Origin of the sequence: Deinococcus psychrotolerans (assembly GCF_003860465.1) — a bacterium.
Classification (GTDB): Bacteria; Deinococcota; Deinococci; order Deinococcales; family Deinococcaceae; genus Deinococcus; species Deinococcus psychrotolerans.
Genome location: NZ_CP034183.1, coordinates 813826 through 839015, shown reverse-complemented (window position 1 = coordinate 839015; position 25190 = coordinate 813826). Strand labels below are relative to the sequence as shown.

Annotated in this window: 29 protein-coding genes; 15 read left to right on the top strand and 14 right to left on the bottom strand. The window is 61.9% G+C overall.

Annotated elements, in window-relative coordinates:
* Nucleotides 1-89 precede the first annotated feature (89 nt).
* The 4 genes from rpmF to EHF33_RS04075 all read right to left on the bottom strand — a co-directional run bounded on the left by rpmF (nt 90) and on the right by EHF33_RS04075 (nt 3243).
* A complete protein-coding gene (rpmF, locus tag EHF33_RS04090; RefSeq protein WP_124868134.1) occupies nt 90-272 on the bottom strand; it encodes a 50S ribosomal protein L32 in 183 nt (60 codons plus the stop codon).
* A gap of 312 nt (nt 273-584) precedes the next feature.
* Complete coding sequence (locus tag EHF33_RS04085; RefSeq protein ID WP_164473402.1) at nt 585-1181, bottom strand: TetR/AcrR family transcriptional regulator; 597 nt, start codon at nt 1179-1181, stop codon at nt 585-587.
* 258 nt (nt 1182-1439) lie between these two features.
* Nucleotides 1440-1895, bottom strand: coding sequence for an OsmC family protein (locus EHF33_RS04080; RefSeq protein WP_124868130.1), 456 nt, complete (start codon nt 1893-1895; stop codon nt 1440-1442).
* Between the two features lie 28 nt (nt 1896-1923).
* Complete coding sequence (locus EHF33_RS04075) at nt 1924-3243, bottom strand: hybrid sensor histidine kinase/response regulator (RefSeq protein WP_124868128.1); 1320 nt, start codon at nt 3241-3243, stop codon at nt 1924-1926.
* A gap of 230 nt (nt 3244-3473) precedes the next feature.
* Between EHF33_RS04075 and EHF33_RS04070 the strand changes: the two genes are divergently transcribed.
* The 8 genes from EHF33_RS04070 to EHF33_RS04035 all read left to right on the top strand — a co-directional run bounded on the left by EHF33_RS04070 (nt 3474) and on the right by EHF33_RS04035 (nt 11047).
* Complete coding sequence (locus EHF33_RS04070) at nt 3474-5060, top strand: ABC transporter substrate-binding protein (protein WP_124868126.1); 1587 nt, start codon at nt 3474-3476, stop codon at nt 5058-5060.
* A 300-nt stretch (nt 5061-5360) separates the two neighbouring features.
* Nucleotides 5361-6368, top strand: a complete 1008-nt coding sequence (locus EHF33_RS04065; protein WP_124868124.1) for an ABC transporter permease — start codon at nt 5361-5363, stop codon at nt 6366-6368.
* Entirely contained in the window at nt 6365-7222 is an 858-nt protein-coding gene (nikC, locus tag EHF33_RS04060) for a nickel transporter permease (protein WP_124868122.1), read from the top strand. The genes EHF33_RS04065 and nikC overlap by 4 nt, the downstream gene beginning before the upstream one ends.
* Nucleotides 7223-7392: 170 nt before the next feature.
* Nucleotides 7393-7914, top strand: a complete 522-nt coding sequence (locus tag EHF33_RS04055; RefSeq protein WP_124868120.1) for an SHOCT domain-containing protein — start codon at nt 7393-7395, stop codon at nt 7912-7914.
* A gap of 71 nt (nt 7915-7985) precedes the next feature.
* Nucleotides 7986-8657, top strand: coding sequence for a response regulator (locus EHF33_RS04050; protein ID WP_124868118.1), 672 nt, complete (start codon nt 7986-7988; stop codon nt 8655-8657).
* A 137-nt stretch (nt 8658-8794) separates the two neighbouring features.
* Nucleotides 8795-9955, top strand: coding sequence for a sensor histidine kinase (locus tag EHF33_RS04045; RefSeq protein ID WP_241191247.1), 1161 nt, complete (start codon nt 8795-8797; stop codon nt 9953-9955).
* 124 nt (nt 9956-10079) lie between these two features.
* A complete protein-coding gene (locus EHF33_RS04040; protein WP_124868114.1) occupies nt 10080-10370 on the top strand; it encodes an autorepressor SdpR family transcription factor in 291 nt (96 codons plus the stop codon).
* Nucleotides 10367-11047 carry a DUF1648 domain-containing protein gene (locus tag EHF33_RS04035; RefSeq protein WP_124868112.1) on the top strand — a complete coding sequence of 227 codons (681 nt, stop codon included), beginning with the start codon at nt 10367-10369 and terminating at the stop codon, nt 11045-11047. The genes EHF33_RS04040 and EHF33_RS04035 overlap by 4 nt, the downstream gene beginning before the upstream one ends.
* Before the next feature lie 61 nt (nt 11048-11108).
* On the opposite strand, the gene EHF33_RS04030 is transcribed toward EHF33_RS04035, so the two are convergent.
* The 3 genes from EHF33_RS04030 to rocF form a co-directional block, all read right to left on the bottom strand.
* A complete protein-coding gene (locus tag EHF33_RS04030; protein WP_164473401.1) occupies nt 11109-12638 on the bottom strand; it encodes a B12-binding domain-containing radical SAM protein in 1530 nt (509 codons plus the stop codon).
* A 127-nt stretch (nt 12639-12765) separates the two neighbouring features.
* Nucleotides 12766-13629, bottom strand: coding sequence for an MDR/zinc-dependent alcohol dehydrogenase-like family protein (locus EHF33_RS04025; protein ID WP_241191246.1), 864 nt, complete (start codon nt 13627-13629; stop codon nt 12766-12768).
* Nucleotides 13630-13670: 41 nt separating this feature from the next.
* Nucleotides 13671-14555, bottom strand: a complete 885-nt coding sequence (rocF, locus tag EHF33_RS04020; protein ID WP_124868108.1) for an arginase — start codon at nt 14553-14555, stop codon at nt 13671-13673.
* A 132-nt stretch (nt 14556-14687) separates the two neighbouring features.
* Between rocF and EHF33_RS04015 the strand changes: the two genes are divergently transcribed.
* Nucleotides 14688-15302, top strand: a complete 615-nt coding sequence (locus EHF33_RS04015; RefSeq protein ID WP_124868106.1) for a DUF177 domain-containing protein — start codon at nt 14688-14690, stop codon at nt 15300-15302.
* A gap of 93 nt (nt 15303-15395) precedes the next feature.
* Entirely contained in the window at nt 15396-15833 is a 438-nt protein-coding gene (gene moaC / locus EHF33_RS04010) for a cyclic pyranopterin monophosphate synthase MoaC (RefSeq protein ID WP_124872800.1), read from the top strand.
* 7 nt (nt 15834-15840) lie between these two features.
* Here the strand turns inward: moaC and EHF33_RS04005 are convergent, their stop codons facing one another.
* A complete protein-coding gene (locus EHF33_RS04005; protein ID WP_164473400.1) occupies nt 15841-16266 on the bottom strand; it encodes an SCP2 sterol-binding domain-containing protein in 426 nt (141 codons plus the stop codon).
* A 163-nt stretch (nt 16267-16429) separates the two neighbouring features.
* Between EHF33_RS04005 and EHF33_RS04000 the strand changes: the two genes are divergently transcribed.
* The 5 genes from EHF33_RS04000 (at nt 16430) to EHF33_RS03980 (ending at nt 20026) form a co-directional block, all read left to right on the top strand.
* Nucleotides 16430-16726 carry a hypothetical protein gene (locus EHF33_RS04000; RefSeq protein WP_124868102.1) on the top strand — a complete coding sequence of 99 codons (297 nt, stop codon included), beginning with the start codon at nt 16430-16432 and terminating at the stop codon, nt 16724-16726.
* A gap of 127 nt (nt 16727-16853) precedes the next feature.
* A complete protein-coding gene (locus EHF33_RS03995; protein WP_124868100.1) occupies nt 16854-17186 on the top strand; it encodes a DUF2087 domain-containing protein in 333 nt (110 codons plus the stop codon).
* A 4-nt stretch (nt 17187-17190) separates the two neighbouring features.
* Entirely contained in the window at nt 17191-18582 is a 1392-nt protein-coding gene (gene radA / locus EHF33_RS03990) for a DNA repair protein RadA (RefSeq protein ID WP_124868098.1), read from the top strand.
* A 12-nt stretch (nt 18583-18594) separates the two neighbouring features.
* The gene (locus tag EHF33_RS03985; RefSeq protein WP_124868096.1) at nt 18595-19641 is read left to right on the top strand and encodes a PIN/TRAM domain-containing protein; all 1047 of its coding nucleotides are present in this window, start codon (nt 18595-18597) and stop codon (nt 19639-19641) included.
* Nucleotides 19642-19777: 136 nt separating this feature from the next.
* Nucleotides 19778-20026, top strand: a complete 249-nt coding sequence (locus EHF33_RS03980; RefSeq protein ID WP_277425531.1) for a CopZ family metallochaperone — start codon at nt 19778-19780, stop codon at nt 20024-20026.
* 24 nt (nt 20027-20050) lie between these two features.
* Here the strand turns inward: EHF33_RS03980 and EHF33_RS03975 are convergent, their stop codons facing one another.
* The 6 genes from EHF33_RS03975 to EHF33_RS03955 form a co-directional block, all read right to left on the bottom strand.
* Complete coding sequence (locus EHF33_RS03975; protein WP_124868094.1) at nt 20051-21481, bottom strand: WGR domain-containing protein; 1431 nt, start codon at nt 21479-21481, stop codon at nt 20051-20053.
* Between the two features lie 170 nt (nt 21482-21651).
* Nucleotides 21652-21882 carry a DUF1206 domain-containing protein gene (locus EHF33_RS03970; RefSeq protein ID WP_124868092.1) on the bottom strand — a complete coding sequence of 77 codons (231 nt, stop codon included), beginning with the start codon at nt 21880-21882 and terminating at the stop codon, nt 21652-21654.
* A 142-nt stretch (nt 21883-22024) separates the two neighbouring features.
* Entirely contained in the window at nt 22025-22156 is a 132-nt protein-coding gene (locus tag EHF33_RS21730) for a hypothetical protein (RefSeq protein WP_277425530.1), read from the bottom strand.
* A 3-nt stretch (nt 22157-22159) separates the two neighbouring features.
* Nucleotides 22160-22204: a hypothetical protein gene (locus tag EHF33_RS21855; protein WP_420889955.1), complete on the bottom strand. Its 45-nt coding sequence runs from the start codon at nt 22202-22204 to the stop codon at nt 22160-22162.
* A gap of 291 nt (nt 22205-22495) precedes the next feature.
* Nucleotides 22496-24046, bottom strand: coding sequence for a S8 family peptidase (locus tag EHF33_RS03960; RefSeq protein ID WP_124868090.1), 1551 nt, complete (start codon nt 24044-24046; stop codon nt 22496-22498).
* A gap of 129 nt (nt 24047-24175) precedes the next feature.
* Nucleotides 24176-25069: a DUF4384 domain-containing protein gene (locus EHF33_RS03955; protein WP_124868088.1), complete on the bottom strand. Its 894-nt coding sequence runs from the start codon at nt 25067-25069 to the stop codon at nt 24176-24178.
* Between the last annotated feature and the right edge of the window lie 121 nt (nt 25070-25190).

Here is a 25190-nt window from a genome sequence, read left to right as displayed (position 1 = left end):
CAGAAACTCAACCCACTCACGTCTTTTCTGCCTACTTCTCAAAACAAAAACAGCGCCCCATAGGACGCCGCTTTCGTTCTAAAATTGGTTCAGACGCTGATAATCTGGCGACCTGCGTAAAAACCGCAGCTCGGGCAGACATGGTGCTGCAACTTCTTGTTGTGGCAGTTGGGGCAGGGCACCAAGTTGGGCACCGTGAGGGCGTGGTGGCTGCGGCGCATATCGCGCTTGCTCTTGCTGGTTTTCTTCTTGGGAACGGGGTGCTTGGCCATGGTAATTTCTCCTGAGTCTTCGCCTGCGCCTGAGCACACTCGCTTTCGGCGGCGGAGTGCAAGTTGCGGCTGGTTGCAATTTCTCGCCTGCTTTTTACCCTTCGGGCAAGCTTAAAAGCAAGGCAACAGGGGGGAGTATAGCACGTCGGTGCTGGGTTGGGGAATGCCCGAACCTCATCAAATCACACAAGATTCGCCGCGCCTAAATGAGCATCCAGATTCCTTGAGCGCACTTAACGTCCTTGAAGGCGCTCCCTGACGACAACGACTCTATTTCGTGAGGCTGTTCCCAAACCTCGGGATGACCAAAATTTATTTTCCCGCGCCGTCCAAAAACAAACTCACCAACGCCTGCGCTGTGCCTTCGGGATCGGGGCTGGGCGCTCCACTGACCAGCGGGTAGAGCAGGCCCAGCAGCGCCCGCGTCAGCACCGCGCTGGGCAAGTCGGCCCGCACCTCACCGCGCTCGGCAGCGGTGCTCATCAGCTCACTCAGGCCGCCCATCCACAACTTGCGGTAACGCTGCTCAAAGTCGGCGCGGCGCTCGGCGGAGACGTGTTTGAGTTCGCCGGCCAGTTGCAGGCCCACCCGCTGCTGCGGAGCGCTGATGAGTAAGGCGTGGATCAGCGCGTAAAGCTGGGCACGCAGCCCGACTTGCTGCTTCGAGACCTCGGTAACGCCCGCCAAACCTGCCAAAGCGCCGTTGAGAATCGCCAAAAACAGGCCTTCCTTGTCGGCGTAGTGGTGGTAGAGGGCCGGTTTGGTCACGCCAACTGCCGCCGCCACCTCGCGCATACTGACGCCGTGATAGCCCCGCGCCACAAAAAGCTGCGCTCCTTCAGAGAGGATGCGCTCACGGGTACTGGCAGGTAAGGCGGCGCTGCTGGCGACACTCTCCAGCGTGCTCAAGCGCAGGCCGCCAGCGGAGCGGCTCTGAGGTGAAGCGCAGGACTTTTCAGCGCTGCGCCGAAACCAACTTTGAACGTCATTTGTAGAATTAGGCCGACCACGCAGCCCAGTAGAATCGGCAGCCGTTGGAGCTTCGCCAGCGATGCAAAAACGCGCCCAGCGGTGGTGTGGATAGCTGAGAGCGGTGCCAGCCAGCAGGTGAGGGTGTGAAGGGTCAGCAGTTCCATTGCAACAGAGTTTAGCTCAGCTGGAGCAAACTCAGGTTGTTTCGCTGCTTTCCAGCCGAGTTTCCACCACGATCTCGCTGTTTAAGCTGGCGGCCACCGAGCAGTATTTTTCGTGGCTGAGCTTGGCGGCGCGTTCGAACTGCTCGGCGCTCACGCCTTTGCCAGCGGCAATGTGGCGCAGGGTGATGGTGGTGTAGCGCTTGGGATCGCTCTGCGCCCGCTCGCCCTCCACTTCGATGCGGTAGCGGGCCAGAGGGGTGCGGCGCTTGTTCATCACTTCCACCACGTCGTAGGCGGTGCAGGTCGCCAGCGCCCCCAGCAGCGCTTCCATCGGGCTGACGCCGATCTTGGTGGCGCTGTTGTCGATCAGCAGTTGGTGGCCCGACGCCGAGACGCCGAGGTAGCGCTGCTCACCGAGCCAAGTCACCTGCATGGTTTTCGTGCTGACGGGTTGGACGTCCGGGGCGGCAGAATCGGCTAAGGTCATGCCAGTAGCTTACCCCGATGGCCGCTTTTTAATCAGGCGCTGAATTGCCGTCCAGAGACAGCACCTGGTCTTCGGCCTCGTCCCACGTCACGTCGGCGCTCACCTCGGCCCAGGTGCCGTCCCATTCCTCTTCGTCGTCGAGCGAAGGCAAGCACACTTCAAAAGTGGCTCCGCCGCCGGGGGTGTCCAGCACCTTGATCTGGCCGCCGTGCGCGGTGATGACCTGCTGCGCGATGGTCAGGCCCAGTCCCGCCGACCCCGCCTCCTTGCCCCGGTAAAATTTATCGAAGATGCGCGGCTTGACGTCGTCGGGGATGCCGGGGCCGTGATCGATGACGCAGATTTTGACTTGCCCGCCTTCTTCAAAAGCTTGCAGCTCGACGTGGTCGGCTCCGCCGCTGACCCGCACCGCATTGCTCACCAGATTGACGAAGACCTGAGTCAGCCGCCCCGGATCGCCCACGATTTCGAGTTCGGGCGTGCGGACGCTGACGCCGTAATCGCGCCCCACCGCCCGCAACAGTTCAGCGAGTTGCACAAAATGCGGCTCGATGCTCTGCACCAATTCGCCGCGTGAAAGCTGCAAGAGGTCGTTGACCAAGCGCGTCATGTTTTCGGCCACCCGCTGAGCGTCGTGCAGGGTCTGACTTGGCGCAGCGCCCGCCGCCGCGAATTCGCGCTCGACCCGCCGCAGATAGCCGAGGAGGGCGGTGAGCGGAGTGCGGAGTTCGTGGCTGGTTTCAGCCAGAAACGTCTTTTGGAGGTTGAGAGATTCTTCGAGCTGCTGAGCGGTTTGTTCGAGTTTGAGGCGGCCTTCCTCGGCGACTTTGCCCAGCCGCTCCACTTCACCCAGCCGCACCTGCAAAGCGGCGTTGAGTGCCCGGATTTCACCCTCGGCCAGTTCGCGCCGCGAGCGCTCGGCGGCTTCGGCAATGGCGCGGCGCACCGCCGGCGCGAGGCGCTCTAAGCGCTGCTTGAGGACATAATCGGTGACGCCGCGCCGCAGGGTATCGACGGCCACTTCCTCGCCCATCGCGCCGGTCACGATGATAAAAGGGAGGTAGGGTTTGGCCTGCCGGGCCGCTTCAAACGCCGACAAACCGTCGTAGCCCGGCAGTGAGAAATCCGAGAGCACCAGATGCGGCGAGAACTCCTTGAGGGCCTCCAGGTAGCTCTCGGCGCTCTCGACTTGCCGCAGCACCGGAATCCATGGCAGATCAGCACCTTCTAAAGTGATGGCGACGAGTTCTTGATCCAGCACATTGTCTTCGAGGTGCAGTACGCGCAGCTCACCGCCGGGCAGCGGGAAACTCAGCGCGGGCGGGTAAGTGTGGGCAGGCTGAGACATTGCCGTGCATTTTACGCTGGCAAGCTGACCGGCAAGTGTAGTGCCAGTCTGTGCCGCCAAGCCAGCCGGGGCAAGTTGGTGAGGTCAAACCGGCGCGTTCAGGTCAGCGCAGTGAAGCGTTTACGGCGGCGCGGTCGTTGTGTCACACTAACTGCTATCCGGGCCTCCTTGGTCGGGTGCATTTTGTTTTTGGGTCATTGTTCAAGGTTTTTGTTCAAGGAGGACACCCCATGCACCGAACCACACACCGCCTGAGAAGTACCCTCGCGCTCGCCCTCGCTCTGAGTTTGCCGCTGGCCGCCGCGCAGTCGGGCCGCGAAAGTACGCTGGTGCTGGGCGGCGACTTTTCCGATCTGATCACGCTCGATCCGGGCGTCTCGTATGAGTTTACCGGCTCGCTGCTGGCGGGCAACCTCTACGACACCCTGGTGGCCTACGAAGGCAACAACCTGACCACCCTGCGCCCGCGTCTGGCCAGCAGTTGGAAGGTCGCGCCCACCGCCACCGGCTCCCGCATCACCTTCACGCTGCGCGACGCCAAGTTCAGCACAGGCAGGCCCGTCACGGCGGCCGACGTGGTGTACTCGCTCAACCGCGTCATCTCGCTCAAAACGCCGTCAAGCTTTTTGCTGACCGACGTGGCCAACATCAAAATCGGTTCGGTGACAGCCCCCGACGCCAAGACGCTGGTGATGGACATTCCCAAAACTGCCAATCCCAACATCGTGCTGGCGCTCCTGACTTTCAATGTGGGCGGCGTGATCGACAGCGCGGAGGCCAAATCCCACGAGCAAAACGGCGACTTCGGCACGGCTTGGCTCAAAGACCACTCGGCAGGCTCGGGGCCGTTTGCCCTCAACCGCTGGGACAGAAGCGCTCAGGTGGCGCTGGACATCAACCCCAATGCCTTTCGCAAGTCGCCCAACATCAAGCGGGTGATTTTGCGCTACATGCAGGAATCCGCCGTGCAGCAGTCGGCGCTCAACTCCGGCGAAATCGACGTGGCCTGGGACTACACTCCCGACGCCTTTAATGCCGCGCTGAAAAATTCCAAGCTGAAGGCCCTGAAAACCGGCACCTTTCAGCTTCAGTATCTGGGCATGAACTCCGGCAAGGGCGCAGCGTTCGAAGACGCCCGCGTGCGCCAAGCGGTGCGCTACGCCACCGACCAAGACGGCATTATCAAGAGCTTGTTGCAGGGGCTGGGCCGCAAAACCCAGACCATCATTCCGATTGGACTGGCCGGATCCAACAGCGCTTTGCCGTACACCTACAACGTGGCCAAAGCCAAAGAACTGATGGCGGCGGCGGGCAAGAGCGGCGGCTTCAGCGTGGATTTCTCGATTCCCACCGGCTCGTGCGCGGGTGGCGTGCCGTGCCAAGACCTGGCCGCCAAGGTGCAGTCGGACTTGGCCAAAATCGGCATCAAGGCCAACATCAAGCAGATGGTGAGTGCTGACCTCTACACCATGTACCGCGCCCAAAAAGCCGAACTGATCTTGGCTCCGTGGAGTCCTGACTACGCCGACGCGGACGGCAACGGCACCCCGCTGGCCGACTTCAACGCCAAGTCGCTGGCCTGGCGCAACGTGTGGCAAAACGACCAAGCCAGCAAACTGGCCCAAGCCGCCGCCATCGAAACCGACGCGACCAAACGGGTGGCGCTCTACAAACAGCTCACCGAGCTGGTGGCCAAAGACGGCCCTTATGCCATCTTGTATCAGCCGTACAAGCCGGTCGTCACCAGCGTCAACGTGGTGGGGTTTGACCGCAATGCCAACGGTGACGTGCGCTTTGAGAAAGTAAGCAAGAAGTAGCAGGGACGTTCGCTTTGCTTATTCCCCTCTGCTGCCGAGCTTGCCGAGTCAGCGGAAGGCGTGAATGGGCAAAGCGAACTTCTTTTTCACATCATACGGATTCCGGCCATTCTGTTCTCTTTCGGAAAAGTACCGAAAGCCAACTCCATTCTGGAATCCGTACTTTTTCCTACTCCCGCTGTCTTGGGCAGAGCGGCACCCGTATGGGGCCTGCCCGCTGGTCGGGTTTCGCAGTTATTACTTAACTGTTCAACCGGAATCTGTATCACTCGCGGCTCACCGCCTTCTGAGGAGACTCCTTTGCTGATCTACATTCTCCGGCGGCTGGCGCTGATGGTCTTCGTGCTGTGGGGCGTCACGCTGGCGGCTTTTCTTATTTCACATGCCCTGCCCGCTGATCCGGCGGCGGCGGCGCTGGGCAACAATGCCCGCGAAGAGCAGCTTCAAGAGTTCCGCGTCAAAAACGGACTCGACAGACCGCTGGCCGTGCAGTACGGCGTGTACATGGGCAAGCTGCTTCAGGGCGACCTCGGCACTTCGCTGCGAACCCAAAACAGCATCACGGCGGATTTGAAACAGTTTTTTCCGGCCACGCTGGAGCTGACCCTCGGCGCAGTTGTTTTCGCGGTGCTGATCGGCTTGCCGCTGGGCATTTTGGCGGCGCTGCAACATGGCAAAGCGCTCGATTTGCTGGCCCGTATTTTTGCGCTGTTGGGCGGAGCGACCCCAGTGTACTGGCTGGCGATTTTGGCGCTCAATATTTTCCATGAGCGCCTCGGCTGGCTGCCGGGGCCGGGCCGCATTGACGCCTACAGCCTCGCCCCACCAGTTCACACCGGCCTGGTGACCATGGACGCCATTCTCGCCCGTGACCCGCAAGTGCTGGTGGATAGCCTGCGCCACCTGATTTTGCCGGGGCTGGTGCTGGGCGCGTTCTCAGCGGCGCTGCTGACCCGAATGACCCGGAGTGCGCTGCTGGAAGTGCTTTCGCAGGACTACATCCGCACCGCCCGTGCCAAGGGCCTCAAGCAAAACCGGGTCATTTGGCGACACGCTCTCAAGAACGCTGCTCTGCCGCTGCTGACGGTCTTCGGCAGTTTGTTCGGCAGCTTGCTGACCGGCGCAGTGCTGACCGAAACCATCTTTTCGTGGCCGGGTATCGGCAGCTACGCCACCACCTCGGCCATCAGCCTCGACTTTCCGGCGGTCATGGGCGTAACGCTGGTGGCAGGTCTGGCTTACTCAGTGGTCAATTTGCTGGTTGACCTCGCCTACGCCACCTTCGACCCGAGGATCAGCTTTTCATGACCACCACTTCACTCAAACCCCGGCGCACAGAAAACGCGGCTCTGCGCAAACTTCGGCGCAACAGTGGGGCCATGCTCGGCTTCGTGTTGTTGGTGCTCTTGGTGGCGTCGGCCCTGCTCGGCCCGCTGTTCTTGGGCAGTCCGGGAGCGCAGGACTTGGCCGCCCGGCTCTCTGTTCCTTCGGCGGCGCACTGGCTGGGCACCGACCAACTGGGCCGCGACGTGCTGACCCGCGTGCTCAGCGGTGCCCGCATCTCGCTGGGGCTGGGCGTCGGAGTGATGCTCTCGGCGCTGATCGTCGGTTCGTTGATCGGCCTACTGGCGGGCTTGTTGGGCGGCTGGTGGGACGAGGCCCTCATGCGCCTCACCGACATCTTTTTGGCGTTTCCGAGCTTGATCTTGGCGATGGCCATTTCGGCGGCGCTGGGGCCGAACCTGACCAATGTAATGATCGCGGTGGCGTTGGTATCGTGGCCGACTTACGCCCGCTTGATCCGCGCTCAGGTGCTGGCCCTGCGTGAGCGCGAGTTCGTGGAAGCTGCCCGTGCTCTGGGCAGCTCGCAGACTCGGGTGGCGCTGCGTCATCTGCTGCCCAATTCGTTTGCGCCGCTGCTGGTGCAGGGCAGTTTCGATGTCGGCAGCGCCATTCTGACAGCGGCGGGCTTGGGCTTTATCGGCTTCGGCGCTCAGCCGCCCACCCCCGAATGGGGAGCGATGGTGTCCGAGACGCGCAATTACATCGCCCAAGCGCCCTGGGCATCGAGCGCCCCCGCCGTGGCCATTTTGCTGACGGTGCTGGCCTTCAACTTGATTGGCGATGGCCTGCGCGACGTGTTTGATCCACGCGGGCGCTAGACGAGAGAAGTTGCAACTCAAATCCCCCACTGGCAACGGCGGGGGATTTGAGTTGAGCGCCCGCATTCACACCACGTTCACACGGCCTCCCCGTGCTGTTCACGCGCCGCGATTTACCTTCTGTGTAGGCAAGGCAGGCACCAAAGCCCGCCGCCACAGGAGAAAACAACATGGACGTCATCATCAACAACCCCGCGACCTCGGCCCAACCTCAGTTTCAACCGCAACAAGCCCAGTACGCCCCCATCACCCAGACGCCTTACGGCTACGGCCCTGGCTACGGCGAGTACAAGGACAATCATGGTCACGGCGGCCCCGGTTTCTTGTTGCCCTTCTTGCTCATCGGCGGGTTTTTGTTCTGGCGCGGCAAAAACAAGCGCCGCCGCATGACGCAGCGCTGGCAAATGGTGGGCGGCCCCAGCAGCCAAGGCCCCACTGTTCAGGAACGCGGCGACGCCGGCAACACGGGCTCCGACTTCGTGGACGACATCCGCGAGAACTTCAGGCGCGGCAAAGAGCGCTTCATGAGTGACGGAGCACTGAGCATTGCCCGCGAACGCTACGCCAAAGGCGAAATCAACGCCGATGAGTATCAGGCCATCGTTCGGGCGCTCGGTGGCGACTCTGGCAATTCGTCCGGCAATCAAGGCCGCGCCAACATGGGCAAAAACAGCCCGCCTGACCTCATCTGATCCGAACTGAACGCGCCCCCTTCATCCTGGGCGCGTTTTCCTTTTCCTCCTCCCCCATACTGAGGCCCAAGATGTCCGCCACCATTTTGATCGTAGAAGATGAAACCCGCCTCGCCGATATTCTGGAACAGTATCTGCGGCTGGGCGGCTTTCACACCGAACGGGCCGCCACCGGGCCGCGTGCGCTGGAGCTATGGCGGGCGGCGCGTCCGGCGCTGATCTTGCTCGATTTGATGCTGCCTGAAATGGACGGCCTTGAGGTGGCGCGGCGGGTGCGGGCCGAGTCGGAGGTGCCGATCATTATGCTGACCGCCCGCGACGAGGAAGTCGACCGCTTGGTGGGATTGGGCATCGGGGCTGACGATTACGTAATCAAGCCGTACAGCCCGCGTGAAGTGGTGGCGCGGGTGCGGGCGGTGCTGCGGCGTGCCCAGAATGCTGCGCCGGTGTCCAGCACGCTGCACGCTGGGCAACTCACGCTCGACACCGCCGCCTTTGAAGCCCGCTGCGGCGAGGAGATTCTGGACGTGACGGTGGCCGAACTGCGCCTGCTCACCGCGCTGGCTCAGGCGGCGGGCGCAGTCAAATCGCGCTCCGAACTGCTCTCGGCGCTGGGCGGCCTAGACCGGGGCACCGATGAGCGCACGGTGGACGCCCACGTCAAGAACCTGCGCCGCAAAATGGGCGTGTGCGGTGAGGGTCTAGAAACGGTGCGCGGCGTCGGCTACCGCTTGAGGAGCTGATGGCAAGGCGCTTTGCTCGCCCGCCGCGCTTTGATTCCCAGCCAGTTGAACAGTTTTTGAGCGGCGAGTGGGCGGCGAGGCGGCGGCAACACCGGCTTACAAAGAGACAACGACGGAGTACTGGGCTGCGACGGCGTTTGACCCGCACTTTCGCGCTCTTGGCCCTGTTCGCGGTGGTTCTGACATCTTTTTTGACGGTGAATGCTGCCTTCCGCGCCCTCAACACCGTAGCGCCCGAGTTGGGACTGAGCAGCCTCAATTGGAAGAACTCGCCGTATTCGCCTCAGTCTCCCGAGGCTCCAGTCCGGACGGCCCAGCAGCGTGCCGACACTCAGCGCTGGCAGGAGTTGGGCCGCGCGGCGGGCAAAGCCTTGTGGCGCAGTTCACTCACGTCAGCCTTTTTCAGCTTCTTGCTGGCGGTGGTTCTGGCCGCCATCGTCACCCGCCAGATTACCCGCCCCCTCTCGCGGCTTGCCGACGCGGCGCGGCGCTTGGAAGCTGGCGAGCGCAACTTGCAGCTTTCCATCCCGCCCCGCCAGGACGAGGTGCGTGACCTAACCCTGACCTTCAATTCACTGACCACTAGCTTGGGCCGCCAAGAAGCCTGGCGGCGCGGCCTCATGGCCGATATCGCCCACGATCTCCGCACCCCGCTGTCGGTGCTGCGCTCGGAAATTGAAGCCATGCAAGACGGGGTCAATCCTACCGACGACGCCGGACTGCTGCGCCTGCACGGTGAAGTCTTGCTGCTGGCCCGTCTCGTCACCGACCTTCGCACCTTGAGTCTGGCCGAAAGCGGCGCGATGGATTTTCATGTGCAAGTTCTTGACGCTGCCGAAGTGCTGCGCGACTTGCTGCCGGGTTATCAGCGTCAGGCCGCAGAAGTCGGCGTGACGCTCACTTTGTCTGCGCCCGCTCCCGTTGCGCTCTGCGCTGACCCTGACCGCTTGATGCAGGTGCTTCACAACCTGCTGAGCAACGCCCTGCGCTACGCCGCGCCCGGCCCAGTTGAGCTGAGCGCTTACCTAGAAGGCCAGTGGGCTTGCCTGCGGGTGCGTGATCATGGCCCCGGCTTCAAGCCCGACGACCTCTCCCGCGCCTTCGAGCGTTTTTACCGTGCCGACGCCTCGCGCACCCGCGACCCCGGCGGCCTCCGCAGCAGTGGCTTGGGTCTGGCGATTGCCCGCGCCCTCACCGAAGCGCAGGGCGGGCAGATCGAAGCAAAAAACCACCCGGCGGGCGGAGCGGAATTCACCGTGCGGCTGCCGGGTGGGGAAGTGGGGCGAATTGCGCCTTAAAGGGCCGATCCTTCGATCATTCCTGTGCAAGTGGAAAGAGATTTGGCCGCTTGACTTCCCAAGGCAAAGTGATTACTATTTCGGTAATTGGCGAATTAGCCAAATAACAAATTAGGGAGGCTGGATGAATGAAGTTTTTAAAGCATTGGCCGATCCCACCCGCCGCGAGATTCTGCGCGAATTGCGCAGCGGTGAGCGCACGGCGGGTGACCTCGCCGACCTTTTTCCGCTGACCAAAAGCACCCTTAGCGGCCACTTCGCAGTGTTGAAAGCCGCCGACTTGGTGCAAACCGAAAAGCGGGGCACGACCGTCCTCTATCGCCTCAACACCACTGTCTTTCAGGATGTACTGACGGGTCTGCTGGGCCTGTTCGGCGAGCCGGAAGCTCATTTAAAAGGAGAGATGAAGCCATGAACGAACTGCTGCCGGAACGCGCTGTCTCCACTGGCAAAGACTGGCCCACGCTGCTGACGCTGGCTGCCAATGCGGGACTGATCGCCTGGCTGTGGAACCGGATTCCCACGACGGTGGCGGTACACTGGAATCTTCAGGGCGAGGTAGACCGTTACGGCGGGCGCTTTGAAGCGCTGGCCCTGGTGCCGCTGATTTTGCTGGCCGTCATCGGGGTGATGTGGGTTGCCCAGAGATTGACGCCGAACAATGGCGCGGTGATGCGGGTGGTGCGGATAGGACTGGCGCTCTTCGGTCTGACTTTCACTGCCCAGTACGCCCTGGGCTGGACCCCCGAACGGGCCGTCTTGGTGGGGCTCGGCTTCTTCTTCGTGCTGCTCGGCAATGTCATGGGCAAGGTGCAGCCGAGTCCGTGGGTGGGCTTCCGTACCCGCTGGACCTTTCTAAGCAAACGGGCCTGGCACCAGAGCCAGCGCCGCAGCGGCGTTTTTCTGGTCTGCTACGGCCTGCTGAGTCTGGTTGTCGGCTTGCTCATTCCTGGCGCGTGGCTCTTTCCCTGGGTGATGCCGCTGGCCTTCATGCTGACGCTGTTCGGCGGCCTGGGCTGGCTGACGTACCTGTCGTATCTGGACTACAGACAGGACCCCGACCCTGAGCCGATCCGCAGCGTTCGGGGATAAATAGTCAGCAAAAGGTGCGGCTCCTGTAACGGAACGCCGCGCCTTTTCATTTTGTTGAACGCTAAATCGCCAGCCCCTCGTGTTGCCCGCTTGCGCCGCGCACGATCTGGCCCGCCGGAAGCTCGATGCGGCTTTCGTTGGCTTCAAATTCGTCGCTCCAGCCGACTTCTTCGAGTGCTTTTTTCCATGCGCCGATGCTCTCGTTGCGGTAGATCTGATACGCCGCCATGCCGATTTCCGGCCCGCCACGGGCGATCACGCTTTCGACCCAGGCCCATTTGGCTGAGACGTTGCGGAGTTCGGCGGTGGTGCGGAGTTCCTTCTGGATGCGCTTGAGACGCCCTTCAATGAGCTTGACGCCCGCAAACGAATCCTGAAAGTGAGGCGTGTGGCGCTTGGGCACGAACGGCGAGATGCCCAGCGCGATTCGGTTGATCTGGGCCAGCTCCTTGGTAAAAGAAATCAATTCGCTGATGTCGTCGTCGTTCTCCGGCCCCAGTCCGATCATCATGTAAACCTTGAGGCCCGAGAACTTGAGGTCGCGGCTGATCTGAGCGGTCTTGAGCAGGTCCTCGGTGGTGATGCCCTTTTTCAGCCAGCGGCGCAGGCGTTCAGAAGGCGCGTCGGAGGCCACCGTAAAGGTCCGCAGGCCGCCTGCCTTCAGAATCTCGGCCAGTTCCTCGTCCACCGTGTCGGCACGGATGCTGCTGACGCCCAGCTTGACGCCCCGCTGGGTCAGGGTGCGGCCCACATACTTGGTGTGCGGAAAGTCCGAGAGCGCCGCGCCGACCAGTCCGACTTTGGTGGCCCAATCGGGAATGTGTTCCAGCAGTTCGTCACCGCCGTTGTTGCGGTTGGGGCCGTACATAGTGCGGGCCAGACAGAAGGTGCAAGGGCGTGGGCAGCCGCGCTGCGCTTCGATCAGGAACATGTTGGAGAGTTCGCTATTCGGCGTCACGATCTGCGAGTAGGCGGGCAGCAGTTCCTTGGGCGCGGTGGCCCAGTTCGGCTCGACGGTGTGGCGGGCGGGCAAGAAGATGCCGGGCATCCCGTCCACCAGGTCGTAAAACTCTTCACGGGTACTCGACGCCCGTAGCGCCTCGCTCACCATCGGCACGATCTGTTCGCCGTCACCGATCACGATCAAATCGGCAAACGGCGTCAGCGGGTAAGGGTTGGAACTGGTCAGCGGGCCGCCGATCATGACCACGGCATCGGTGTCGTCGCGCTCGGTTCTGAGGGGGCGCAGGCCTGCCAGATCCAGCGTGCGGATGATGTTGGTGAGGTCAAGCTCAAAGCTGACACTCATGGCAAACAGTTCGCAGTCGCCCGCATCCTTGCCCGTTTCCACCGTCGGCAGGGCCTGGTTCTGCTTTTCAAACAGTTCCACATCGTCGGGCAAAAAGGCCCGCTCGCAGGCGACGCCGTCTTCGAGGTTGAACATCCGGTAGATGACCTGAAAACCCAGCGAGGCCATGCCCACCGAGTAGCGGTTGGGAAACACCAAGGATACGCGAATGGGGGCCTGCTTGAAGATAGTGCCGATTTCCACGTCCAGCAGCGGTTTGATATGGGTACGCCAGTAGCTCAAAACTCCTCCGGGGGTGAAGCGCGGCGGAGTCATTAGGTCTCACTCTGAGCGCGTCACAGCTTTTTATCTTAACGGGTGGGGGTGGGGGAGAGTGGGGGCCAGCTTGGGTTTTGCTCCCTATTTGGGTTTATTGGGGCCACGCTACGGTCAACGAAATTGGGCGCGGCCAGCTGGACAGCCGCTGATAAGTCTCAGGAAGCTGCTCCGCTTCAATCCGGGTCTCAAACAGCCGATCAAGCAAGAGGTCAGGGTGCGCCCACAACCACTCGGCGTAGCTGTGGTAGTTCTCGCCGTCGCTAGACGCCACCACGCTCAGTTCCCGCCCATGAAACTCGGGTGGCAAAGTGAACGCGCCCCAATTGCCGTCACTCAATATGCAGGCGCGGCCATCACGGCGCAGACGGCTGAGGAGTTCCGTGAAGCCGGCGGGTGCGGCGCTGCACTCAAATCCCAGATCAAACTCAGTTTCGGTCAATTCACTGGGCTCAGCCGTCTGCTGCGCTCCAAAAGCCTGTGCCAGTGCTCGGCGATCGGCGTCCGGTTCAATCACGGTAACGTTTCGTACCCCGCGCCGAGTCAGGTTGAACAGGGTCAGCAAGCCGAGCAAACCTGCTCCGGCGATGAGCACGCGCTCGGTGGGCTGCGGAGCGAGTTTGCGAACGCCTTTGTGGGTTTCCTCGCCCAGAATGACGGCCAACGCGCTCAAGTCGGAGATGTGTGCAGGTACCTGAATCAGCGCCTCTGCTCGTTGGAGGCTAGCGCTGACGTGGCCCGCTGTGCTGATGACCCGCGTGCCCAGCGGCAACGCAGCCCCTTTGCCCACTGCCGTTACCCGTCCCAGTGTTTGATAGCCGAGTGAGCAAGGGTAATGAGCAGGTGAGTGACCCAGCGCCACGCTCAATTCGGACGCCACACTCACAGCGCTCAGCTGCGTTTGCACCACGACTTCACCCTCAGCAGGCGGTGGAAGTTCGGCGATGTCCCAGCGCAAGTCACCGGCCTTCTGTACTCTCAGCCGCCTCGCCTGCACCGTTACAAAATCCGCTGTCCCAGCAAACTCGCCGCCATGCCCACCATCACTTCGGCGGTGCGGTTGCGGGTGTCCAAAATCGGGTTGACTTCCACGATGTCTAAGCTGGTCACGCGGCCCGACTCGGCGAACAGCTCCATCAGCAGGTGGCCCTCGCGGTAGCTGAGGCCGCCGGGAACGGGGGTGCCGACGCCGGGGCAAACGGTGGGGTCGAGCGCGTCGGCGTCAAAGGAAATGTGCAGGCGCTCCAAATGGCTCAGGCGCTCCAAGGTTTCCTGGGCAATCCGGGTAATGCCGAGCTGATCCACGTCTTTCATGGTGTAGGTCTTGATGCCCGCCTCGGCCACCAGTTCGCGCTCGCGCTGATCCACGCTCCGCAGGCCGATCATCACGATGTCTTCGGGCCTGACGTGCCAGCCGCCCGCGATGTTGCTCAGGCGGTCGTCACCCAGACCGACCAAATGCGCCACCGGCATCCCGTGAATGTTGCCGCTGGGGCTGCTGCTGGGCGTGTTGAAATCGGCGTGGGCGTCGACCCAAATGACCCCGGTGCGCCGTCCCCGCGCCGCGCCCGGCACCGTACCCATGCTGACGGAGTGGTCGCCGCCGAGGCTGATCGGAAAAGTGCCCACGTCGAGGTCGCGCAGCCGCTGATATGTTCCGCTGCACGCGCTGAGGATTTCGTCCAAAAAGACAAGCCCCTGATCTTGAAATTTATCGGTGGTTTCCGGCACGGTGACCGGCACGTCGCCCAGATCGGTGACAGTGTGACCGAGGCTGCGCAGAGTAGAAGCCAGATGCGCGTTTCTGAGGGCCGACGCGCCCATGTCCACGCCGCGCCGTCCTGCGCCCAAATCCATCGGAATGCCCAAAATCGAAATATCCATCCGTTGATGGTAAGGCTCAGTGGGCAGTATGCCTTGGGGCTGCATCAATACTCAGTCTTTGGTGGGCAGAGGCGCGGCTGAACTGAATATTCACTCGCCGTATTTTTGGCGGCGCGGCTTTATTATGCGTGGATGACTTCTTCACTTTCCCCCCGCGTTCACCTCGGTACTCTGCTGCGCCAAATGGGCGATGTCAGCGCCAGCGGCGAACTCGCTGAACTCCATTACGAACAGGGCGGCGACCAGCAGAGTATGCGCTTTGCCAAACCCGCACCTTACCGCGTCAGTGTCAACGCCCTGCAAGGCAATGAATTTTGGTTGCAAGGCCAGTTCGAGCCGACGCTGGAAATGGAGTGCGCCCGTTGCCTGCGCCCGGTGGCTGTGCCGCTGAGCCTCAAGCTCGGCACCTTGATGCGCTATGACCCTGCTGCCCAAACGCCTTACCTGGAAGAAGCCGACACCGGCGAGGAAATTCTGGTGTTTGGCGAACCCGATCTCAACTTGAGCAACTACCTGGCCGAAACCACCTTGCTCGAAGCGCCGCTGAGTGTGCTGCACGACGCGGCCTGCAAAGGGCTGTGCCAGGTCTGCGGCCACGACCTCAACGAAGGCCCCTGCGAACACAGCGTGGGCGTGCCGATCGAAGAAAGCAGCGAGCGATTCTTGGAGGCCGAGCACGAAGGCAAGCAGCACGCCAGGCAAACGCCGTTCGCGGCGCTGCGCGGGCTTGAGTTGCCGGATGAATAAGCGGCAGATGGAGCAAGTAAGGGCCGAACAAGCAGGAGCGCGGGCGTGAGCAGCGTCCCCGAGCTGACCCATTTCGTAGACGGGCAGCCGCGCATGGTGGACGTGACCGGCAAAGCCGCCACCCACCGTGAGGCGTGCGCTGAAGCCTGGGTGCTGCTGCCGCCCGAAGCCCGCACCGCGCTGGAGGGAGGCCGCAATCCCAAAGGCGATCCTTTGGTGGTGGCGCGGCTGGCGGGCTTATCGGGCAGCAAGCGCACCGCCGATCTGATTACCCTTTGCCACCCCATTCCGGTGACGGGAGCGCGGGTCGAAGTGACCTTGGAGCAGCGCGGCGTGCATATTGTGGCCCACGTCAAAACCGAGGCTCCAACCGGCGTGGAAATGGAAGCGCTGACGGCCGTGACGGTGGCGGCCCTCAACGTCTACGACATGCTCAAAGCCGCCAGCAAAGCCATCGAAATTCAGGACGTGCGCCTAGTCTCTAAAAGTGGCGGCAAAAGCGGTGATTACCAGCGCGCAGAGCAGCCGTAATACAAACTCAAAGTTGCGGCTGCTCGGTTGCCCAGTCCGCCGTGAGCTGCCGGTAGTGGGCCTGCAAGCCGGGGAGCGCCGGAGCGAGGGCCAGCGCGGTGAGAAGCGAGCCGTCAATCCGCAGTTGGCCGGAGGTCATGGCCGCCACCGGATTGAGTTCGCCGCGCCAGAAGCGGTCGATGGCGTCGCCGCTCAAGTGAAAGGTGAGGTCGGGTGTCGGCGTGTCCCCAGCCTCTGGGCCGCTGCCCGACCTCACTACAGCCTTGCCGCTGCGGCCATCCACGCTGAGACTCAGTTCGGGGTCGCGGAACTCGAAGGCGACGACCAATTGTCGCGTCACCAGCACATTGGCCTGCGAACCGTCTGCTGAGGCGTAGACCGCTGTCAAAAGCTCTTGAAGTTGGCTGGCAGAAAAACGCAGCGAAGAAGGCACGTTGGGTATTTTCGCAAAGTTCGCCTCGCCCTTTGCACGGGGGCTTACACAATGGCCGTAAAGAGTATTCGCACCGACAATTGCCTTGTAACAAGTCCGACACCCCCGGCGGCTGGGTTGCGGTCTGCTGTGGAGGCAAGACCACATTACAGGAGGTACACCCATGAATGAGCAACTGAGTCAGACCCTTCAGGCAGCCAAAGACGGCGTCGCCAGCATTCCCGCAGCAGCAGCAGTGAGCAACGTCACCAGCTGGCACAGCGCCCTGAGCGGCGTGCCCGGTGCGGAGACCTTGGTCGATCACTTGGCCAAACTGAAATCTGCTCTGGAAAGCGGCAAGCTCGACGAAGCCGCCAAAATCCTCCCCGGACTCGGCAGCGAGACCGAGAAGTTGGCCGCCGCCGCACCTGCCGCCGACAAAGATGGCCTGATGCAGTTGGCCAAAGCCCTCAAAGGCTGATTCCAGCTTCACCAGCTTTCTAAGAAGGGCCGCTTCCAAGGGAGCGGCCTTTTCTCGTGTCTCCAATACCCCGCCTACCCGAACCACCTTCCAGTTTGCCCGCTCCAAACCCGCTAACATAAAGGTTATGACCAAAAGCATCGCCGCCTTTCAAGACGACCACGGGCGGATTACCACTTGGCCCAGCAACCGCCGCCGCGTTCACCAACTTGCCGTGCTGAGTCACCTCTCCGCCCAGCTCGAAGGCGGGCACCTCTACACCGAAGCCGAACTCACCACCTTCCTCAACGAGCAGACCACCTTGGAAGACGTTTCGGTGCTGCGCCGCGAGTTGGTGGAAGGCGATTACCTGATGATGGAAAACGGCACCTACTGGAAAGCCGGAAGCCGCCCTACCGGGACTGTGCCCACCCCCAGCCCCCAAGCCGAAGCGGCGATGCACAAGCCGATTGTGAAGTAAAGCGGTGGCCCGCGTTCAAACCAAATTCGTTTGTCAGTCGTGCGGCTATCAGTCGCCCAAAACGCTGGGCCGCTGCCCCAACTGCCAAGCCTGGAACAGTTTCGAGGAAGAAACCCCGATGCTCAGCAGCAAAGGCAAAGCGCTGGGGAGCGGATACGGCGGCATTACCGGCGGCAAACTCACCGCGCTTTCCAGCGTGGGGCGGCGCGAAGAACCACGTTTGTCCAGCGGCATTCCCGAATTTGACCGGGTGCTGGGCGGCGGATTGGTGGCGGGCGGCGTCATTCTCATCGGCGGCGAACCGGGCATCGGCAAATCCACTTTGCTGCTGCAAGTCGCCGACAAGCTCTCCAGCAAGGGCCAGAGTGTGCTGTATGTGGCGGGCGAGGAATCTTTAGAGCAAATTCGCCTGCGGGCCGACCGGCTGGGTGTGACTGGCGACATTCAGCTCACCCGTGATACGCGGGCCGAACACATCGCCGCGCTGATGCAGGAACACAAACCCGCGCTGTGCATCGTGGACAGCATTCAAACCGTGCAAATTGAAGGCGACGGCGCGTCTGGCGGGGTGGCGCAGGTACGTGAAGCCACCAGCTTGCTGACCCGCGCCGCCAAAGAAACCGGCACTGCTACGGTCTTGGTCGGCCACGTCACCAAAGACGGCACGGTGGCTGGGCCAAAAGTGATGGAGCATATCGTGGACACCACCGTCTTTCTGGAAACGGTGGGCCAGTACCGGCTGCTCCGGTCGGTCAAAAACCGCTTCGGGCAAGCCGGTGAACTCGGCGTGTTTGAAATGCGCGGTGAGGGGCTGATCGCGGTAGACAATCCCAGCGCCGCTTTCCTGGCCGAGCGCCCCGTCGGCGTGCCGGGCAGCGTGGTGGCAGCCACCCTCGACGGCCACCGTCCGATGCTCCTAGAGGTGCAGGCGCTGGCGGCCAAAACGCCGTACCCCAATCCGCGCCGCGTGGTGGTCGGCCTCGATCCCCGCCGGGTGGACGTGGTGCTGGCGGTACTGGAAAGACGGCTCAACCTCAATTTGGGTGGACTGGACATCTACCTGAACTTGGCGGGCGGCCTCAAGGTGCTCGATCCGGGCCTCGATTTGGCGGCGGCGCTGGCGGTGTATTCGGCGGTGGTCGGCAAGGCCCTGCCGGAGAACGTGGTGGTGTTTGGCGAAGTCGGCTTGGCAGGTGAGGTGCGGGCGGTGCAAGGCCACCTGCGCCGCGCCGAAGAAGCCCGCCGCACTGGCTATGACCGCTTGGTGGTGCCGCCGGGCAGCGAAGATGGACGGGCGTCCGGCAGTGGCGCGAGCGGCAGGAGTGGCGGCGTCAAAAGTGTCGAGGACGCCCTTGCGGTGGTGTGGCAAGCCGCCTCAGGCCGAAGTGGCGTGTAGAGTGAGGAGTGAATGTCTGCTGTTCGCTCTTTGACTTTGCTGGTGGGACTTTTGCTTGGGTGGGCCGTGAGCCGTTGGCTTCCGGCTGGCCCTTCGCCCAATACTGAGCTGACCAATACCTTGTCGCTGATGCTGGCGGGGGTGCTGGGCGGACTGCTGTTGTCTTCGCGCATGGAACGGCGCTGGGCGGGTACTGCCGAGCAGTTTGGCCGCTGGTACGCCAATGTTTCGCCGCGCACCGTTACGGCAGCGACCTTCGGGCTAGTGATTGCGCTGCTGGTCAGCGTGCTGCTCAGCAACTTGCTGGGCGGCGTGCCGGTGTATCAGTGGTGGTGGAACGTCGTGATTACGGGAGTGCTGGCGGGCTTTTTCGTGCCGTTCGCGGTTCGCAACGCCGACGCTTTTTCGGGCTTGAGTCCGGCTCCGCGCAAAAAGCAGGGCGGCAAGCTCCTCGACAGCAACGTGATTATTGACGGGCGCATCGTAGACCTCGCCCGCGCCGGCTTCGTGGACGGCGAACTGATCGTGCCGAGCTTCGTGCTGCGCGAACTGCAACTGCTGGCCGATCACGGCGACCCGCAGCGGCGCACCCGTGGCAAGCGCGGCCTCAACGTTCTAGAGGAGCTGCGCCAGGTCGCTCACCTGCGGGTCGAAGACTGGGACACCACCGAACTCAGTGCCGTGGACGACAAATTGGTGCGCCTCGCCCGTGAGAGCGGCGCAAAACTGATGACCAATGACAGCAACCTCAGCAAAATTGCCAAGTTGCATGGCCTGACGGTGCTGAGCCTCAACGAAGCGGCGGTGGCGCTGCGTCCCCAGCTTCAGCCCGGCGACATCCTGAGCGTGATTATCAGCAAGGGCGGGCAGCAAGCCGGGCAAGGCGTGGCCTACCTCGACGACGGCACCATGATCGTGGTGGAAGACGGCCAGAAAATGCGTGGCCGCAGCGCCCGCGTAATCGTGGTCAACAATGTGCAGACCAACGTGGGCCGCATGATTTTCGCCAAGCTCGACAAAGACGGCGAAGTGCAGGGCAATGAAATCGCTCCGGCGTGAGCGGAGTCAGAAGGGCGGGACGGATTGGCTTTGGGATTCCTAGCCTAAGGGAGGCGAAATCGCGCTTTCTCCCAAACCAAAGGCGTCTTCACCCTCTGCTGAAATGCCCCCTTCGACGCGCAGCTACACTGGGGCCATGACCCAACACCCCAACGCTCCACACCCAAGCGGCCCCCAACTGGACAACACCGAACTGATGGTCACGGGGATGACCTGCGCTCACTGTCAGAGTGCGGTTACCCGCGCCCTAGAGGGCGTTCCCGGCGTCAAAGAAGTTTCGGTAGACCTCAGCAGCGGCCTCGCCCGTGTGCGCGGTGAAGCCGACCGGCAAGCCCTCCTCGACGCGGTGGAAGAAGAGGGCTACAAGGCGACGCTCCAACTCTAAGACATTGCATCTTCTGCTGAGCAATTACTCTTCAAGCTGGCGGATTTCTCCGACGACACGGTAAAATCCGCCCGCATCTTCGAGTTGGTCAACCACGTAGCTCACGCCCATTCGGCGCAGGGTGCGGGGAAACTGCACGTTCCAATCTTGGAAGGTCTGGCTGTTGCGCTCTGAGTCGGGCTTGACCCTCAGCTTGCCACCTTCCTGAACCACTTTGAGCACCACTTGTCCGGCGATTTGCGAAGTGACGGCAAAGGTCGTCGCTGGCGCTTGGGTTTGAAGAGTGGCGGCCATTTTAATATCGCGGGCGGTGACTTGAATGCCCTGTTTGGCGTTCTCAATGGCCTGAGCGCTGACATCCAAAGCGGCCAAAGTGCCTCTTGAAGTCACGATATAAAGCCGCTCTCCGCTGTACTGCATACTGAGCGCCGCGCCGTAACTGGTGCCGAGTTTCCACAGGCGCTCTCCGGCTTTATTAAAGCAGTAGACGGCTGAACTGCTGTCGCCCGCGAAAACGAATTCGCCTTCTGGACTGGTCGCGCACGAGAAAACAGCCGCGTCACAGCGGTAATTTTGAACCGCCTGACCCGTTTTGGTAAAGCGCTGAATCTGGTTGTTGGAGGTTCCGGCGTAGAGGTCGCTGCCTTCTTGCCAGCCGAACAAGACGCTACCGCTGGTTTTGTGGTGCCACAGCGGGAAGCCACTCTCGCGGTCAAGCTGGCCGACGCCGCCGGAGTGCCCGTAATACACCCCGGCCTGATCCACCCTGACCATCCAGGCCATGTGGGCGTTTTGGCCGATTTGTGCCCACTGCTGCTCGCTTTCGGCGTCGAAGGCGTGAACGCTGCCCTGACTGTCCCCGACTCCCAACATCCCGCCCTGTAGATCCATCCACAAAATCGCACTCTGGCTTTCGGCTTCGTAGGCCACGAAGGGCAATTTGCCGCTCAAATCGTAGACATTGCCGTCGTCGCACCCGGCAAAGGTGCGGTGCTGGTCGCTCACCAAGCACTTGACGCCTTCGGGCAACTTGAACGAGCGCTGCACTTCGCCCTCAGGTGACAGGGCGTAGACCTCGCCCGCATCGTTGCCCACCCAAACGTTGTTTTGATCCGCGAAAATGCCGAACGCCGCGCTGGACGTGTTGAATTTCCACACCACCGGAGCGGCGGATTTGGTGGTGGAAGCCGTTTCGGTAATCTCCCGGCGAACGACGCTGCGCTTTTGGCGAACGCCCTGCACGGCTTCCTTGTAGCCTTTGCGGACTTTCTCTTTGATTTTTTTGGCGGCCTCGGCTTCGGCTTGTTCGGCGGTAGCAAAGCCTTTGGTGCTGGTCTGTCCCGGCGTGCCGATCCGGCCAAAGCGCAGGGTCAGGGTGGTTTCTTCCACACTCACTTCGTAGAATTTATGTTCGCTTCCGACTTCATCCGAGAGTTCAAGGTACGTTTTTGACATACTCCGAGCATAACGGCTAAGCGCATTGGCAGTCACACTTTGATTGGCCTGACCACTAGGGTGAGAAAGCGTGGAACCTCCAAATTGTTCAACCGGAATTCGTCTCAGTTCACCACTGTGACGCGGCGGTACCGTGCCTGAATGACGCATCACATGCCGTAACACAGCGTTCACAAAGCCACCGCGCCCAGCAGGAACTGTTTGGCAGGCTGATGACGCAGCCAGCCCAGTGCCTCCGAGGTGCCGACCACGATGCTGCCCTGATCCCGCCAGGCAGCCACCAGCAAAAAGACGCCCATGATCGTTAGCAGTAGCCTACGCGCCGCCACGTCCACCTCCCCAATACGTTCTAGGGTGCCCTGATACTGCGCTCCCGCATCGCTAAAAACCATACGCTTCATGAATTTGGCGCTGTAGGCGCTGTACAGCCGCAACTACCAGCAACGCCACGCCAGCCAGACCCAGCAGCAGCTGGCCGCCCGGCAGGTGCAGCACCTTCGAGGCGGTCTGGACCTGACTGTTCTGGCTATAGGGAGCGCTGCCCTAGGCCGCCGGGCGGGCGCTGAACACGGCCAGGGTCAGGTAGAGATCGCCGCTGATCAGGTATCCCGCGCTTTTGGTTAGCCCCTTGGCTTCCGTTCCCTGGTGTTCCGGGTTCAGAACTGCCCGCAGCACCTGTCACAGCATGTAACCGATCAGGCCCACCACCAGCAGCCACAGCAAAACGCGGCCCGCCGGAAGATCCTGAAGGGTTCTTCGATCCCGCTATCACCCTTGGGGTTGAGGACAAAGAGCGCACTCCTAAAAGCCGTTTGAGATGAAGAAGTTATGAAAGCAATGAGAATGGGATTCCAGATCCGTTTTTGATTCGGAGTTGAGAAATGAGTGCTGACAGGTTGATGTGTTGGTTGCGTTTCCTCGAGTGGAATCGTGAGTTCGGGAAGCAGGCTCAAGTTCCCTCTCCGGTCAGAGTCCTTCCGAATTCACCTGGGGTGAGCTATCGAGGCGGGTGTTTCAATCGCCCTGGTGGCCTTTGCCGCCTTTCTTGCCGTGATCTTTACCGTCTTTGGGATCTTTTGGCTTGGGGCCTTTGGGCTTCTTGTCCTTACCGTCGGCGGGGGGTGCCGGAGTGGGGGCGGCGACTGGTGGCTTGGGCGTTGGGGCCGGAGCGACGACTGGCGGTTTGGGTTGCGGCGTCGGGGCTGGCTTCACCGGAGCGGGAACCGGAACTGGGGGCTTCGGCGGGCTCCCCGCCTGCACCCCCAGGCGAGCGAGCGCTCCCGGTAGATTGATCAGGCCGTAGCCGCTGGCGTTGTTGCGGCTGCCTTTGTTCGAGGCACTTTGAAATAAAGCGGTCTTGAGGGCTACCATGCCCAAACCGGGCTTGGCGCTCAGCAGCACCGCGACCACGCCCGCCGCGATGGGGGCGGCCTGCGAGGTGCCGGAACGTGAGCCGTAGCCCTGGCCCGGATAGCTCGACGTGATGTTCTCGCCGGGAGCCACGATGTCGGGCTTGATGAAGGTGCCGCTGTAGGCCCCCGTCCAGGTGACTGGGCCACGCGAGCTGAAGGAGGAAACAGCGCCCGCCTGATTGACCGACCCCACCCCGATCACGTCAGGAATATTGCCGGGGCTGCCGGTGCTTCCCGCTGCCGGGCCAAAGTTGCCGATGGCGAAGACTGGAATCACTCCGGCGTCGAGCATGTTCCGTACCGGCTGCACGAATTCCTGATAGGTGCCGGGCAGCCCCAGACTCATGCTGACCACATTGGCCCCGTCGGGCGTGTCGGGATTGCCATCGGGGTCGATGACCCACTGCATCCCGGCGATGACCTGGGCAAACGTGCCCTGCGACTTCGGCAAGACCAGGGCGCTGATCAGCTTGGCGGCGGGCGCGACGCCCACGCTCTTGCCGACCAGCAGACCAGCGGTGTGGGTGCCGTGCTGCTCGGAATCGTGCGGGGCACTGCTGATCCGCTCGCCATCTGGGCCGAACTCGGCAAAACTCAGCAGCTTACCGGCCAGTTCGGGGTTGTTTGGGTCAATGCCGGTGTCGAGGTGTCCAATCCGGATGCCCTGCCCACGAAACCCGGCGGCCCAGGCCTGCGGCGCACCGATGGCCTGAAGGTGCCAGGGTGTGCCAGCGGGCGCGGTGGCCACGCTGAGGGCGCTGGCACGCGGCACCGTGACCTGAAAGTTCTCGAAGACTTCCTCGACCATCGGCAGCTTGGCCAGCGCCTGGGCCTGAGCGGGGGTCATCTTGAGGTACACCGAATGGTCGAGCCACAACTCCGCGCCCTTGCCCTTGGTTTTGAGCAACTTGTTGAGGAGGGCGTTGGCTGAGCCGAGTTTTCCGAGGGTGTTCTTGAGCTGCTTCCGCAGTTCCTTGGCGCTTTTCTTACCCGGCTGCGCGTCAAACTTGAAGCGCACTAGCACGCCGATGGTGGCGGCGTCATGGCGGTTGGCTTTTGCCTGGAGCTTGGGCGAGAGTCGCCCGGCCTGTGCAGAGTTCAGGGTCAGGGCACTGAGACTCAGGGCAAGCAGTAAGGCGGCGCGTCTTTGCATTTTCCGACTGTAGCGGCCCGGAGCTGACGCCCGCTCATCTCCGGCTGATGAAGTCTTGTGGCTCAGTCAGGGACGACCAAAAAGGGGAACCCCGTTTCAAGGATTCCCCGTCTCCAGCATTTAAATGCTTTAGTTCGAGCTGACTACGCTGACTTCAACCTTGCCTGCCGTGTTCTTGATGGTCAGGGTGGTCTTGGTGCTGCCCTGCGAGAAGTGGGCCACTGCCGAGTCGCGTTTGAGGGTCTGGTCGTCTTGCACATACCCGGCCTTGATGAGCTGGGCACTGTAGTACTTGAGCAGGTCGTCGACCTGGGCGCTCGAACGGAAGATGTAGCCTGAACCGTTGTCCACCTTGGTGGGCCGGGCGTACTTGGCGTCGGTGTAAGGCCGGATGGTGATGGTGGTCGTTGTGGTTGTCGTGGTGGTAGCGGGAGCCGGTGCTTGCGCTACTGGCTTGGGCACCACGTTGAGCAGCGCCACATCAGTGGACCAGCTCTTGTCGGGCACCGGGTTGACGACAATCGAGAGCGCTTGCGCCAGGTTCTGTTGGCCCTTGACCGACACTGTGGCGAGCTTCTGGTCGCTCTTAAAGCTCGACAGGCCGCCGAGGTCGAGCTTGGTGGTGCTCGCCAGCGCCAGCACCTTGCTGATGCCGACTGGCCCGGCAATGTTGTAGACGAACTTGTCGCCCTTGTCGGGGAAAGTCTTGACGCTGCCTGCCTTGATGAAGTTGTCGCCGCTGGTGTAGTTGTTCGGCAAAATCTGATCGATACTGCCGTCTGAGGACACACTGAAGAGGTAGACGTAAGCGTCCTGATCGACGGTGGTATAGACCCGGATGGCGTCATCGATGGCGTAGTTGGGGGTCTTCTTGCCGGTGGCGTCACGGTCGGTCCAGACCTTGACCTGCACATCGCTGGTCACTGGGTTGACGATAATGCTCTGGGCACTGATGGTGGGCGTAGCGTAAACACTGCCAGTGGCGGCCAGCAGCAAGCTGAGCGGAAGCATGATCTTTTTCATGAGAGGAGCTTAGGGCTTGGGCCTGACCTCAAGCTGAATGTACGTGAAGATTCACTTGGGAAAAGGGGGAGGTAGCTCTGATGGCCTGACAAAAATGCCCCTCATCAGTCAGGCATTCTCA

What these genes read in the sequence shown, in the direction of transcription:
- EHF33_RS03980 (WP_277425531.1), top strand. Translation starts at nt 19,778, where the DNA reads ATGACCCAACACCCCAACGCTCCACACCCAAGCGGCCCCCAACTGGAC.
- EHF33_RS03975 (WP_124868094.1), bottom strand. Translation starts at nt 21,481, where the DNA reads ATGTCAAAAACGTACCTTGAACTCTCGGATGAAGTCGGAAGCGAACAT.
- EHF33_RS04075 (WP_124868128.1), bottom strand. Translation starts at nt 3,243, where the DNA reads ATGTCTCAGCCTGCCCACACTTACCCGCCCGCGCTGAGTTTCCCGCTG.
- moaC (WP_124872800.1), top strand. Translation starts at nt 15,396, where the DNA reads ATGGTGGACGTGACCGGCAAAGCCGCCACCCACCGTGAGGCGTGCGCT.
- EHF33_RS03995 (WP_124868100.1), top strand. Translation starts at nt 16,854, where the DNA reads ATGACCAAAAGCATCGCCGCCTTTCAAGACGACCACGGGCGGATTACC.
- EHF33_RS04040 (WP_124868114.1), top strand. Translation starts at nt 10,080, where the DNA reads ATGAATGAAGTTTTTAAAGCATTGGCCGATCCCACCCGCCGCGAGATT.
- EHF33_RS04000 (WP_124868102.1), top strand. Translation starts at nt 16,430, where the DNA reads ATGAATGAGCAACTGAGTCAGACCCTTCAGGCAGCCAAAGACGGCGTC.
- rocF (WP_124868108.1), bottom strand. Translation starts at nt 14,555, where the DNA reads ATGGATATTTCGATTTTGGGCATTCCGATGGATTTGGGCGCAGGACGG.
- nikC (WP_124868122.1), top strand. Translation starts at nt 6,365, where the DNA reads ATGACCACCACTTCACTCAAACCCCGGCGCACAGAAAACGCGGCTCTG.
- rpmF (WP_124868134.1), bottom strand. Translation starts at nt 272, where the DNA reads ATGGCCAAGCACCCCGTTCCCAAGAAGAAAACCAGCAAGAGCAAGCGC.
- EHF33_RS03985 (WP_124868096.1), top strand. Translation starts at nt 18,595, where the DNA reads ATGTCTGCTGTTCGCTCTTTGACTTTGCTGGTGGGACTTTTGCTTGGG.
- EHF33_RS04055 (WP_124868120.1), top strand. Translation starts at nt 7,393, where the DNA reads ATGGACGTCATCATCAACAACCCCGCGACCTCGGCCCAACCTCAGTTT.
- EHF33_RS03955 (WP_124868088.1), bottom strand. Translation starts at nt 25,069, where the DNA reads ATGAAAAAGATCATGCTTCCGCTCAGCTTGCTGCTGGCCGCCACTGGC.
- EHF33_RS04015 (WP_124868106.1), top strand. Translation starts at nt 14,688, where the DNA reads ATGACTTCTTCACTTTCCCCCCGCGTTCACCTCGGTACTCTGCTGCGC.
- EHF33_RS04050 (WP_124868118.1), top strand. Translation starts at nt 7,986, where the DNA reads ATGTCCGCCACCATTTTGATCGTAGAAGATGAAACCCGCCTCGCCGAT.
- EHF33_RS04080 (WP_124868130.1), bottom strand. Translation starts at nt 1,895, where the DNA reads ATGACCTTAGCCGATTCTGCCGCCCCGGACGTCCAACCCGTCAGCACG.
- EHF33_RS04070 (WP_124868126.1), top strand. Translation starts at nt 3,474, where the DNA reads ATGCACCGAACCACACACCGCCTGAGAAGTACCCTCGCGCTCGCCCTC.
- EHF33_RS03970 (WP_124868092.1), bottom strand. Translation starts at nt 21,882, where the DNA reads ATGAAGCGTATGGTTTTTAGCGATGCGGGAGCGCAGTATCAGGGCACC.
- EHF33_RS04035 (WP_124868112.1), top strand. Translation starts at nt 10,367, where the DNA reads ATGAACGAACTGCTGCCGGAACGCGCTGTCTCCACTGGCAAAGACTGG.
- EHF33_RS03960 (WP_124868090.1), bottom strand. Translation starts at nt 24,046, where the DNA reads ATGCAAAGACGCGCCGCCTTACTGCTTGCCCTGAGTCTCAGTGCCCTG.